The organism is Paenibacillus sp. FSL H8-0548, from assembly GCF_038630985.1.
Lineage (GTDB): Bacteria > Bacillota > Bacilli > Paenibacillales > Paenibacillaceae > Pristimantibacillus.
Window position 1 is genome coordinate 1,452,296 of the sequence record NZ_CP152049.1, and the last position, 11,528, is coordinate 1,463,823.

Genomic DNA, 11,528 nt, shown 5'->3' on the forward strand with positions numbered 1-11,528 from the left:
GCGCAAGGCGAGATGTTACTATGGGACCATTGACGTGTTGAAAATCGCCATGGTAACCTAATTCCATATGGAATTAATTGGAGGGATACTTTTGATTGAAATTCGCTTATCGATAGGCTATGACGAGTATGAAGAAGGCGCAAGGATGTCCAATCTTATTGAAAAATTGGCATCGGGCCCGGATAGCCAGCAGCTTTCCATACTGACGATTGGGGATTGGGGTCAGGCGTATGAGAATTCTCCGGACAGTTTTTTGGACACCTTGATTAGCCATAAGGATTCCTTTCCGAGCTTAAAGAAACTATTCATAGGAGATATGACCTTTGAGGAATGTGAGGTTTCCTGGATTAATCAGACAAACCTTGCCCCGCTGCTTGCCGCTTTTCCTAATCTGCAGTCGTTGTCGATCAAGGGCAGCCAAGACTTAAGCCTGCAGCCGCTCGTTCATGAGAAGCTGGAGGAGCTGGTTGTGATATGCGGGGGACTTCCGAAGTCTGTGCTGGAGGAAATAACAAGTGCAAGCCTGCCTGAGCTGAAGCGTCTGGAGCTTTATTTGGGCGTAGAGGACTATGGCTTTGACGGCGGCATCGATGATGTTCTGCCGCTGCTACAGGGTGATTTATTTCCAAAGCTCAAATACTTGGGTTTGAAGGATAGTGAAATTCAGGACGAAATCGCGATTGCGGCTGCGGCTGCGCCTATATTGGATCAATTGGATACGCTGGATTTGTCTTACGGTACGCTAACGGATGTGGGTGGAGAGGTATTGCTTGCAAGCGAGCGGGTTAAGAAGCTGAAGCATTTGAATCTAAGCTATCACTATATGTCTGATGAGCTGCTGCTGCGCTGGAAGCAATCAGGTTTGTCTGTTGATGTGACGGACCAACAAGAATCGGATGAAGAGGATTGGCGCTACCCATTCCTGACGGAGTAAGGGAGGTTGTTCTCCGATGAATGATTCAGAGCTTCCTTTTCTACTCATTGGAAATCCGGCTAATAAACGGACGCATGGACTGCAGGCAGCAAGAACTAAGCTGGGACTTGCACCGGCTATCGTTCTTCCATATGAGCAGCTCCTTCAGCGAACATTGTACATAGAAGATATACTGCGGAATTTAATAGGCTGCAAAGAGGTTATCATTCGCCTTGACGCGCCAGGTGAGCATCAGGCGGTTGAACGTGAGCTGATCGCTTGGGGTGCGCCGGATCGAAGCGGTGACGATTTGTTTTGGTCAGCGGGCTCTTTGGCTGAGGATATCTCGATTGCAGCATCGGAGGCACTCAAGCTTCCTATGGAGCACGGGCGAATCTTCTATCCTGCTCAGTGGTATCGCGGCTACTGCCGGTTTCTTGCCGCGCTGCAGAGGGAGACGAGGGTTTCAGGCATATCCGTTCGCTGGGTGAATACGCCTGGAAGCATCGCGAGGATGTTCGACAAGAGAAGCTGCTGGCATCAGCTATCTCGTCACGGACTTCCGATGCCTGCCTTGCCCGCTCCCGTTGGATCCATTAAAAATTATGACGACCTTCAAGCTGCCATTAGCGCAAGCAGCATGAAGCGTCTATTTATTAAGCTTGCCTGCGGCTCGGGAGCCGCGGGTGTTATCGCTTACCAGCTCAATCCGCGCACGGGTGAGGAGCTTGCGATTACGACGATTGGCATGGAGGAGCGTGAAGGCGGCTGCTCCTTCTACAACGCGGGACTGCTTCGTCGTTATCGAGAGCGGTCCTCTATTCGGCGAATTATTGATTGGGTTTGCAGGGAAGGAGCGCATATTGAGCGATGGATCGAGAAGGAAAGCTTCGAGAGCAAGTCGTTCGACGTGCGGCAGCTAGTCGTGAACGGCAGGGCCTGCCATACGGTGCTGCGTTTGAGCCGCACGCCCATTACGAACCTGCATCTGCGCAATGAGCGGCGAATGGATATTGACCAGCTTCTATCCACAGAGGTGGAGCAAGCGGTGAAACTTACAGCGGAAGCGGCGCTTCGTGCTTTTCCAGGGAGCTCAACGGCTGGGGTGGACGTGCTCGTTAAACGGGGAAGCGGCATGACCTACGCGATCGACATCAATCCTTTCGGCGATTTGCTGTACGGCGCTGAGTACGAGGGGATGAACACCTATGAATGGCAGATGCATCAGCTTCTCAGAAAGGAATCGTAGCATATGCTGGATATGAACCAAATTGTGGGCACCCACGATATATTGATGATTACGCTCGACACGCTGCGCTATGATGTGGCGAAGCTCGAGGAAGCAAATTGTCCGAACCTGTGCGGGGATGGAGGATGGGAGAAGCGGCATACGCCGGGCAGCTTTACCTATGCGGCCCATCACGCGTTTTTTGGTGGTTTTCTGCCTACACCCGCGAATACAGACAAGTCAACGCATGTGAGGTTATTCCACACGAAAAATACGGGGCTCAAAACGCACCCGCATACATGGTTATTTGACGCTCCGGATCTCATATCCGGCTTGCAGGAGGCGGGGTACCGGACGATCTGCATCGGAGGCGTCATTTTTTTTACGAAAAAAAACAAGCTGGCCAAGGTGCTCCCGAGTTATTTTGGAGAGAGCTATTGGCGGATGATCTTTGGCGTAACCAATCCTCGCTCGACCGAGCATCAGGTGAATCATACGCTGAAGCTGCTGGAGAAGGCTGATCCGTCTGAGAGGCTGTTTTTATTTCTAAATATATCGGCAATGCACGGCCCTAATCACTATTATGTAGAGGGTGCGAAGCGGGACTCTATAGAGACGCAGCGTGCGGCGCTGCGCTATGTTGACAGCCAGTTAGGCGTTTTATTTGAAGCGATGCGTAAAAGAGGGAAAACATTATGCCTCGCTTTTTCCGATCATGGGACCGCTTATGGCGAGGATGGTTATGAAGGACATCGCTTGGCGCATGAGGTCGTCTGGAATGTTCCGTATCGCGAATTTTTATTGGATTAAGGAGGGGAAACATCTTGGATCATCCATCATCGCTACAAACTTCTCCCGAGCTGCGGGAGCTGGAGCAGCGCTGGACGCGTGCTCCATACCGTTCATATTTGTATTCTTACCCGCATAAGACTGCTTATCGCGATCTGCAGCCTGCAGTGTCGCTTAAGGAGCTATGGGAGCAGGACCAGACTGATTATCATTTTTTGTATATGCATATTCCTTTTTGCGGAGCCCGCTGCGGCTTCTGCAACTTGTTTACGCTGCCGGATCGTCGTTTGGACGTTCACGAGCAGTATGTTGATGCGCTTGGGCGTCAGGCGGAGCAATGGGCGCCGTGGTTTCAAAACCGAACCTTCTCCAGATTTGCGATTGGCGGAGGAACGCCTACACTGCTGGAAGCGGGACAGCTGAACCGATTGTTCGATATTGCCGAGCTCACGATGGGACTTGATCCGAGTGCAGCATCCATATCGGTTGAAACCTCGCCTGAGACGGTAACGGCGGATCGAATGAAAGTGCTGAAGGATCGGCTCGTTGACCGTGTCAGCATGGGCATTCAAAGCTTCGTAGAAGAGGAAGCGGCAGCCATTTATCGTCCACAGAAGCCGCGGCTTGCCGAGGATGCGCTCGAGATGCTTATGGGTTATGCTTTTCCGCTCGTTAACTTGGATCTTATTTATGGCTTGCCAGGTCAAACCGCGGCTACATGGCTGTATTCACTAGAGAAGGCGATTAGCTACGGGCCGGGGGAAATTTTTATTTACCCGCTCTACACACGTGAGAATACGATCCTAAAGCCGGAGCAAATACGAAACGCAGGGACGGATATTCGTTTGGAGCTGTATCATATCGCTCGTCAACGGCTGGAGGAAGCGGGCTATAAGCAGTTTTCGATGCGGCGCTTTGCTAAGGATACGACTTTTACTCACAAAAGCATATTGCCCTTTAGCTGTCAGGAGGAAGGGATGGCTGGACTTGGCTGCGGAGCAAGGTCCTATACGCGCGAGGTTCATTATGCCTCCAAATATGGCGTGAGCGCAGCGGCAACACGGAGTATTATTGAGAATTATGTCGCTTCCGAGCGCTATGATATGGCCGATTATGGTTTTAGACTAAACGAGGCGGAGCAGAAGCGCAGATTTATTCTGAAAGCCCTTCTGCACCGAGAAGGGCTTGAGCTTGCTGCTTATGAGGGGCGCTTCGGACATGATGCTTTGGTTGAGCATTCTGATCTAGAGGAGCTGCTGAGCACACGGCTGGCAGAGCTTGAATCAGGCGTAATGCGGCTGACCACGCTCGGAATGGCGTATTCGGATGCGATCGGGGACGAGTTTATTTCAGGAGCTGTGAGAGAGCTGATGGACAGCTGTGTGATCCGATGAAGGCGACACTGTATTACCGCGGCGCGCTGTCATCCTGCAACTATGACTGTCCGTATTGTCCCTTTAGCAAAACGACGGACAGCAAAGAGACGCTTGCCAAGGATAAGCAGCAGCTCGCGGATTTTATGAGCTGGGTGCGAGAGCAGCAGGGGGCAGGCCATGAGCTTTCTATTTTCTTTAATCCGTACGGGGAGGCGCTTGTCCATAGTTGGTATCGAGAAGCTATGACGGAGCTGTCTCACATGCCTCATGTTGCGAAGGTAGCGATACAGACGAACCTGTCAGTTAAGTTGGATTGGACGGAGCAGCTTGCAAGAGGCAAGGCCGCCTTCTGGGTTACGTATCATCCTGGGCAGACGAAGCAAGCAAACTTTCTTAGCCAGTGCATGAAGCTATATGAGCAGCGAATTCCGTTTAGTGTTGGCTCGGTTGGTATTCGCAGCGCATTCCCTGCTATAGAAGAGCTGAGGAAGCTGCTTCCTGAGGATGTCTACCTGTGGGTGAATGCTTTTAAAGATCAGAAGGCGTACTATACGGAGGAAGATATTGCGCATTTATCACGAATAGATCCTCTTTTCCAGCTTAACATACCTGACTATAACAGCTTTGGCAAGTCATGCGATGCGGGCGCGAATGTGTTTTACATACAGGGGTCGGGAATCGTCAAGCGATGCTACAGTGATCGACGGGTGATAGGCCAGCTTTATCGGGACGGCTTGGAGGGCCTCAGTGCCGATCGTCCTTGCGGGATGAAGAAATGCGGCTGTTATATCGGCTATATTCACATGCCAGAGCTTAAGCTAGACGAGGTTTATGGCAAAAGCTTGCTGGAGCGAATACCCGCTGGCTTTGCACGCTGAGCGACAGCCCCGAGCAGTTGAAGGGGCTGTCCCAAAAAGCAAGAGAGTCAGCAAAGCCACAAAAACCATCTCAAAAGCACCTATGTGTTCCTATTCGCACGAAATGACCGTCTCCTGCCACAAATTAGAGCTCATAAGCACACATATGCGCTTATCGCCCAAGAAGTCCTACAGTTTCGCCGTGATAAGCACCTATGTGTTCCTATTCGCACGAAATGACCATCTCCTGCCACAAATTAGACCTCATAAGCACACATATGCGCTTATCGCCCAAGAAATCTTGCTGTTTCGCCGCGATAAGAACCTATGTGTTCTTATCCGCACGAAATGACCGTCTCCTGCCACAAATTAGAGCTCATAAGCACACATATGCGCTTATCGTCCAAGAAGTCCTACAGTTTCGCCGTGATAAGCACCTATGTGTTCTTATCCGCACGAAATGACCGTCTCCTGCCACGATTTTCCTCGCTCTATAGAGGCATCTCGCACATGCTGTTCGCAGTCTACCTCTGACCATGCTTCAAATCGATTCGTTTGGGGTAAAGTAATATATGGTTTGAATATGGAGAGGAGCGTGCAGCATATGACGAAAGCGAAAAAGGTTGCATTTTTACTAGCGAGTGACTTCGAAGATTCCGAGATGCAAAACCCATATGATGAAATGGTCAAAAACGGTCATGACGCTGTCATCATTAGCCTCAAGAGTAATGAAAAGCTAACCGGCAAGCAGGGGACGATTACTTATACTTCTCATTTGGGCATCGGTGAGGCGAACGCAGATGATTACTCGGCGATTATTATCCCAGGTGGAAAATCACCATCTCACCTAATGAATAATGCTGAGGTAAAAGCTTTCGTGAAAGAGGCTGATGAAGCAGGTACAACGATCGCAGCGATTTGCCACGGTCCGCAAATATTGGAAGCAGCCGGTCTGCTCAAAGGACGTACGCTTACATCCTATCCTGGCATTTCGTCCGAAATAGAAGCCGCAGGCGGGAAATTCGTCGATAAAGAGGTTGTCGTTGATCGTAATCTAATTACATCTCGAACACCAGAGGATGAGCCTGCCTTTATCCATGAGATCATTGAGAAGCTGGGCGTAAATGCGTGGTAGCTTGAGCTGCGGCACATAGCCGATCTAGAGCTGCCGTCAGAATGATTCGTATTCTGACGGCAGCTCTATTTATACTTTAATGGCATTGAACACTTAGTTGGGGTATACTTTAAGCATATTTGAATATTAAGGGGGGCGTGCTTGAATGCCCGATATTACACTTGATAAACGAGATGACAAGTCCCAGGGAGCCATCGCGCATACTTCTTCAACCGTAAGCAGGACAAATGTTATTGAGAGCGGTCTGCAAGTTTTAAATGAACTCGGAGCTAATCATATCTGCAAGGTTTGCATTGCCAACAGTGGCTCGTGCTGCAACGGTTGTCGGAATCTGCTCGATGGCGTAGGCTGTCAGCTGCGTAATACGAGCTGTACGGCATGGTTATGCGGCTTTCACAAATATTTATTATATGAGGTTGAACAATTAGAGGGCTGGCATGCATTCTGGGATCAGGTGCCTGGGCAGGATTACCGTGAGGACTTTACACCGGAACAAATGACGCTGGAAAAAACACTCTATATGCAGCAGCAAACGATGGATCATTTGGGAGAAGCGCTCGCAGCGGATTTGCAGGAGATGGAGCGATCCCATATTGCGATTGGCATCATCCTGACACTCCGTGAGAAGCTCGACAAAAACATCGATTTGTATATGGATGGCGGGCAGGACCATAAGAAGAGGCTTAGACTCAAAAGAAAAATAAAGGTGCTCTCGAGTGACTTTCAACGGTTTCATTTCTTATTAAATAAGTTTCATATGCAGCAAGCAGAGGATCAAACGACCTAAGCTTTCCCAGCATCCCCTAAATGTCCCTAAGCACATACTGACTAAGGCTTATCATTTCAAGAGAAAGAGGTTGTTCTACAAGGCATATCGCATTGTAGAACAACCTCTTTCCCAAAATATAGGAAAGTATATCATTTCACCATACGATCTCTATATTTCTCCGGAATGAAACGCGCCACCGCCATAAGGGCGGCGACAGCCGTTTCACCTTGTAACGCCTTACTTTATTTCAGAAACTCCAGCAGCTCATGATTGAATTTATCCGGCTCGTCGAATAGCATGCCATGCCCGCTATTTTCGAATGACACGAGCGTGGAACCATCGATGCCATTAAGCAGCTGCTTGGCGAACTCTGGCGGACATATCGTGTCCAGCTCACCTTGAAAGATCGTTGTAGCCGTTTTGATTTGCAGCACGTCAGCTCGCAAATCCTCATCACGAAGCGATTCGAATGTACGAACCGTCCCCCAAGCGGAGGCCTCGAGGCCAAGCGCCTGCAACCAATCTTTAAAGGGCTGGCTTATCCTGTTTTCTGCATGATCAGCCAGAAATATTTCGCCGAAATCGCGAAGCATCTGCGGGCGGTCTTTTTTGACGGCAGCGATTTGTTCATTGGCCTGCTCTTGCGTCATGCCGTAAGGGTAATCCTCGCGTTGTGTGAAGGAAGGAGCAGCTGCTCCAAGCAAGGCAAGCTTCCGAATAGCGTAGCCTCCATGACGGGCCATATAACGGACAGCGATTGCGCCGCCTACGGAGAAGCCGATCAGATAAGCTTGGTCCAGCTTCAAATAATCAATAACTGCCTTTATATCATCTGCAAGCCTGTCATAGTTGTATCCATCAGCCGGGGCGTAGGATTTGCCGAAGCCGCGCTGGTCGATTCCAATGCAGCGATAGCCCTGCTCAGTAAGCAGTGTGAATTGCGATTCGAACATCCGGCTGTTGAGCGGCCACCCATGAAGGAAAATGACAGCGGGCCCAGAGCCGACATCCGTTACGTGTAGTCTTACGTTTGTTTCAACCTCAATGTAATGTCCCATTGTATCTCTCCTCTCGCGTCTATATATTTCTATACCCAATTAAGAAGTATTTGAAAAATAAATCTTTTTTATCCGTATGTACAGTTAGAATAAAGGGAGAGGTTGGAGGCGATCTATGTATTCTTGGCTAAGGATGGCAGCTATTTTTATCGTCACTGCTTTTTTGACGCGTTTTATTCCGTTTTCGACCTTTTTTCAAAATGTAAATACATTGGTCCATGAACTGGCCCATGCGCTGGCAACACTGCTGCTTAAGGGCAGCGTTATGCATATTTACTTAAACGCGGATCAGAGTGGAGTCACTTATACCTCCTATACGAGCAGCTGGATGCTGATTCCGATTGCGCTTGCTGGCTATATGGGCTCGGCGTTGTTCTCGCTGCTGCTCTTCTTTCTTTACGGGAGAGGGAAGGAGCGCTTTGGCTTAGCCATAATTACTTTAGCAGCAGGAGTGGCGTTAGCGCTATTCGTTCGAAATGAGTATGGGATGGTATGGAGTGCAGGATTTACGTTATTATCCGTGTTTATTTACTTTGGTGCGCCGAACTGGCTGAGAAGCGGCTATTATTTGCTGATTGCTTTCATTTGTTTGGTGGAGTCGATTATTAGTCCGTTTGTGCTGCTTTTTCTTTCGGTTACGGAGCCAGACTCCGCCGGTGATGCAACCAGCTTAAGCGGGGCAACGTCCATTCCGGCATTTGTATGGTCAGCTTTATTTTGCTTCTTTGCACTTTGGTGTGCCAAAATCGCAATCGGTTATTTGTTTAAGAGTAAGCGCGGCAGGATACAATTTAGTAAATAGTAGGAGGCGAAAGCGATGAATAAATTGTCCAAAGGCTTTAGAGTGAACGAGAAAAACAAGGTGGATTTAACTAACTATGATCCGAGGGATACGGGACGATTCAAGAACAAAGAAGAGGCAGCCGAGGAGACAAAGGAGCTGGAGCAGGAGCTGCAGCAGCTGCAGGAGAAGCTTATCGCTGGCAAAGAGCAGGCGGTGCTGTTTATATTTCAAGGGATGGATTGCAGCGGTAAGGATGGGGTCATAAAAAATGTGTTTGCCGGACTTAATCCACAGGGGATTTCAGCTCATAGCTTCAAGGAGCCGACGGAGGCTGAGGCGCTCCATGACTTTTTATGGAGAGCGCATCATGAAGTTCCTGCTCTTGGCAAAATAGCCGTATTTAATCGCTCTTACTATGAGGACGTACTCATTACGAGAATTCACGGGCAGGTGAGCGATAAGGAAGCTAAGCGGCGGTTTAAGCATATTAATCATTTTGAGACACTATTGGAAGACAGCAGAGTGAAGGTAGTCAAAATATTTTTGCATATCTCGAAGGAATTCCAGCTGGAGAAGCTGATTAGCCGTATCGAGGACCCAACTAAAAACTGGAAGTTTGACCCATCGGATCTACAGGAGCGCAAGTCTTGGGAGCGATATGGCAAGTACTATGAGGAGCTGTTTGAAAAATGCAGCAAAGCTTCGCCGTGGCATGTCGTTCCCTCTGATAATCGGTGGTATCGCAATTATGCGGTGCTCAACATTGCAGTGGACGCCTTGCGCAGCCTTGAGCTAACGGACCCGCCTGCGAATCCAGAGCTTCAGCGCCTGCTTGAGGAGATCCAGAAGGAAGAAGGCTAGCATTTGAAATTTATCCAATGATAAGAAATATAGCTGGACTTATATTGTAGGTTTGGTAAGCTAGTTACAAGGCCTCTGCTTCAGAGGTCTTATATTTTTTTAGGAGGAGAAGAGTATGGAAAAAGCAGTTGGATGTTTGTGTAGAATTAGCATCGTGCGCATAGGAGGCGAGGTCTACTATGAACCATAGTATCGATTTTTCCAGTGTAAGAGAACAATTGGTCGTGCAGCTAGTATTATTGAGTGATGAGAAGAATCGCTTTCTCGACAGCTATTTTGTTATGCAAGGAAAAGAGCGTACAGAGATTAGCCAATTCCTTTCTATATACACACAAACTGTGCAAAAGCTGCTTAAAGCTTCAGATGAAGAGCTGCAGTCTAAGGTGCTGATAGGCAGTCAAGTTACGATCGAATATCCAGATTTTGATACGAAGGACTCTTTTACGATTGTTATGCCTGACGCGGCTGATCCGGATGAGAACCTAATTTCTTTTCTATCTCCGGTAGGGAAGCAATTGCTTCTAGCTGGCATAGATGAGGTGATCTCTGTTGCTGCGCCGTCCGGCGCGATTCGGACTCGTATTGCGGCTATTGCGTATGCAGGAGACAAGTCTTCTACAGTAGCGTAAGCTCATCACAGATCGATGAGAGCTTTGTATAGATAATCTTTACAGCTGCCCTTGGAGATCATTCTTCAAGGGCTTTTTTTTGCTGCCTGCTCAGGAGGATGAACCACTCACATATGATGACATAACAAAAAGACCGCCTTCATTGAAGGCGGTCAATCTTGATGTAAATGTTGGGCTAGCTGACGGATTTTTTTTGCAGGAGCTGCTTCAGCTCTTCCTCTACACTCGCATGATGCAGCTCGTTCAACTGAGCGGATTCCAGATGGCTGCTTCCATGAATGCCTTTGTTTAGCTCAAGCTCCGCTTCCTTCTCCATGATCTTCTGTTCGATCCGATCAAAGCCTCTGGAGGCTGTACTTCCTTGCCAAGCAGAAGATGAATTGCCAGATGCTGCGGATGTCTGCTGGACGCGTGCGACCAGTTCATTACGTTTTCCTTGAAGTTTCGTTTTCTCTTCCTTTAATGTTTCAATTGTGGCCCCTAGGTCAACTGAGGCTTGCTCCGAAAGACGAAGCAGCTTAAGCGTGTCCTCTGTTTGGTCCATATAAAGAAGCTTCGCTTCAAGCGCTATACGGGCATCTGATTCTCGTCCCTCGCTCGCAGCTTGCACTGCATTTCTTTCGTAGTAGTCCGAATGATCCTTCAACTCGGCAAGCTTTGCTTGCAAAATACGCTGCTGCGTTAGCTGCTGCACGCTTTCGCGCTCGGTGCTCGCAATTTCCTCATCCAACTCCTTCAAATAATGCTTGAGCATAGTAACTGGATTTTCAATCTTATCGAGCATCTCATTTGCTGCTGCCTTCGTCATGCTAACTACGCGTTGTAAAATTCCCATTTTATAATCTCTCCTTTAATAGTTAAATTAGTGGTGGTCAACAAATCTGAAATCATGGTTTGGCGCTTTTGGGACAAACAGTGTGGCAATGAAGTAGGCGAGTATTACTGCTCCGAAACTGAAGAACGACGCAATAACGACAATCAGCCTTATGATCGTGGGATCTACGCCGAGCCATTGTCCAATACCTCCGCAGAGACCAGTTAGTTTACTGTCCGTTGTTGATCGAAATAATTTTTTCATAACTTTCATCCTTTCGTTCAGTTCTTCTATGTCCTTATTGTAGTATGCTGA

At 48.5% G+C, this 11,528-nt stretch carries 13 protein-coding genes; 10 read left to right on the forward strand and 3 right to left on the reverse strand.

Annotated elements, in window-relative coordinates; genetic code table 11:
- The first annotated feature begins 94 nt into the window (after positions 1-94).
- The 7 genes from MHI37_RS05985 (at position 95) to MHI37_RS06015 (ending at position 7,085) form a co-directional block, all read left to right on the forward strand.
- Complete coding sequence (locus MHI37_RS05985) at positions 95-934, forward strand: STM4015 family protein (RefSeq protein WP_179090198.1); 840 nt, start codon at positions 95-97, stop codon at positions 932-934.
- A gap of 16 nt (positions 935-950) precedes the next feature.
- Positions 951-2,162, forward strand: a complete 1,212-nt coding sequence (locus MHI37_RS05990; RefSeq protein WP_076336613.1) for an STM4014 family protein — start codon at positions 951-953, stop codon at positions 2,160-2,162.
- Between the two features lie 3 nt (positions 2,163-2,165).
- Positions 2,166-2,951, forward strand: coding sequence for an STM4013/SEN3800 family hydrolase (locus MHI37_RS05995; protein WP_076336614.1), 786 nt, complete (start codon positions 2,166-2,168; stop codon positions 2,949-2,951).
- Positions 2,952-3,001: 50 nt separating this feature from the next.
- Positions 3,002-4,324 carry an STM4012 family radical SAM protein gene (locus tag MHI37_RS06000; RefSeq protein WP_256710501.1) on the forward strand — a complete coding sequence of 441 codons (1,323 nt, stop codon included), beginning with the start codon at positions 3,002-3,004 and terminating at the stop codon, positions 4,322-4,324.
- Positions 4,321-5,184, forward strand: coding sequence for an STM4011 family radical SAM protein (locus MHI37_RS06005; RefSeq protein WP_076336616.1), 864 nt, complete (start codon positions 4,321-4,323; stop codon positions 5,182-5,184). Before MHI37_RS06000 ends, MHI37_RS06005 begins: the two co-directional genes overlap by 4 nt.
- Positions 5,185-5,767: 583 nt before the next feature.
- Positions 5,768-6,298: a type 1 glutamine amidotransferase domain-containing protein gene (locus MHI37_RS06010; protein ID WP_076336617.1), complete on the forward strand. Its 531-nt coding sequence runs from the start codon at positions 5,768-5,770 to the stop codon at positions 6,296-6,298.
- 145 nt (positions 6,299-6,443) lie between these two features.
- A complete protein-coding gene (locus MHI37_RS06015) occupies positions 6,444-7,085 on the forward strand; it encodes a hypothetical protein (protein ID WP_076336618.1) in 642 nt (213 codons plus the stop codon).
- Between the two features lie 224 nt (positions 7,086-7,309).
- On the opposite strand, the gene MHI37_RS06020 is transcribed toward MHI37_RS06015, so the two are convergent.
- The gene (locus MHI37_RS06020) at positions 7,310-8,125 is read right to left on the reverse strand and encodes an alpha/beta hydrolase (protein WP_076336619.1); all 816 of its coding nucleotides are present in this window, start codon (positions 8,123-8,125) and stop codon (positions 7,310-7,312) included.
- A 115-nt stretch (positions 8,126-8,240) separates the two neighbouring features.
- Here MHI37_RS06020 and MHI37_RS06025 point away from each other — a divergent pair, with 115 nt between their 5' ends.
- The 3 genes from MHI37_RS06025 (at position 8,241) to MHI37_RS06035 (ending at position 10,399) form a co-directional block, all read left to right on the forward strand.
- The gene (locus MHI37_RS06025; protein ID WP_076336620.1) at positions 8,241-8,927 is read left to right on the forward strand and encodes a M50 family metallopeptidase; all 687 of its coding nucleotides are present in this window, start codon (positions 8,241-8,243) and stop codon (positions 8,925-8,927) included.
- A gap of 15 nt (positions 8,928-8,942) precedes the next feature.
- A complete protein-coding gene (locus MHI37_RS06030; protein WP_076336621.1) occupies positions 8,943-9,770 on the forward strand; it encodes a PPK2 family polyphosphate kinase in 828 nt (275 codons plus the stop codon).
- A gap of 179 nt (positions 9,771-9,949) precedes the next feature.
- A complete protein-coding gene (locus MHI37_RS06035) occupies positions 9,950-10,399 on the forward strand; it encodes a GreA/GreB family elongation factor (RefSeq protein ID WP_076336622.1) in 450 nt (149 codons plus the stop codon).
- Positions 10,400-10,574: 175 nt separating this feature from the next.
- Here MHI37_RS06035 and MHI37_RS06040 read toward each other — a convergent pair whose 3' ends face one another.
- Both MHI37_RS06040 and MHI37_RS06045 read right to left on the reverse strand, forming a co-directional pair.
- Entirely contained in the window at positions 10,575-11,234 is a 660-nt protein-coding gene (locus MHI37_RS06040) for a PspA/IM30 family protein (protein ID WP_076336623.1), read from the reverse strand.
- Positions 11,235-11,261: 27 nt separating this feature from the next.
- Positions 11,262-11,486 (reverse strand): PspC domain-containing protein, encoded by a 225-nt coding sequence (locus tag MHI37_RS06045; RefSeq protein WP_306010668.1) that lies wholly within the window; start codon positions 11,484-11,486, stop codon positions 11,262-11,264.
- Positions 11,487-11,528: the final 42 nt, after the last annotated feature.

Coding starts and splice junctions, on each gene's coding strand:
- MHI37_RS05990 (WP_076336613.1), top strand. CDS start 951: ATGAATGATTCAGAGCTTCCTTTTCTACTCATTGGAAATCCGGCTAAT.
- MHI37_RS05995 (WP_076336614.1), top strand. CDS start 2,166: ATGCTGGATATGAACCAAATTGTGGGCACCCACGATATATTGATGATT.
- MHI37_RS06005 (WP_076336616.1), top strand. CDS start 4,321: ATGAAGGCGACACTGTATTACCGCGGCGCGCTGTCATCCTGCAACTAT.
- MHI37_RS06010 (WP_076336617.1), top strand. CDS start 5,768: ATGACGAAAGCGAAAAAGGTTGCATTTTTACTAGCGAGTGACTTCGAA.
- MHI37_RS06015 (WP_076336618.1), top strand. CDS start 6,444: ATGCCCGATATTACACTTGATAAACGAGATGACAAGTCCCAGGGAGCC.
- MHI37_RS06020 (WP_076336619.1), bottom strand. CDS start 8,125: ATGGGACATTACATTGAGGTTGAAACAAACGTAAGACTACACGTAACG.
- MHI37_RS06025 (WP_076336620.1), top strand. CDS start 8,241: ATGTATTCTTGGCTAAGGATGGCAGCTATTTTTATCGTCACTGCTTTT.
- MHI37_RS06030 (WP_076336621.1), top strand. CDS start 8,943: ATGAATAAATTGTCCAAAGGCTTTAGAGTGAACGAGAAAAACAAGGTG.
- MHI37_RS06035 (WP_076336622.1), top strand. CDS start 9,950: ATGAACCATAGTATCGATTTTTCCAGTGTAAGAGAACAATTGGTCGTG.
- MHI37_RS06040 (WP_076336623.1), bottom strand. CDS start 11,234: ATGGGAATTTTACAACGCGTAGTTAGCATGACGAAGGCAGCAGCAAAT.
- MHI37_RS06045 (WP_306010668.1), bottom strand. CDS start 11,486: ATGAAAGTTATGAAAAAATTATTTCGATCAACAACGGACAGTAAACTA.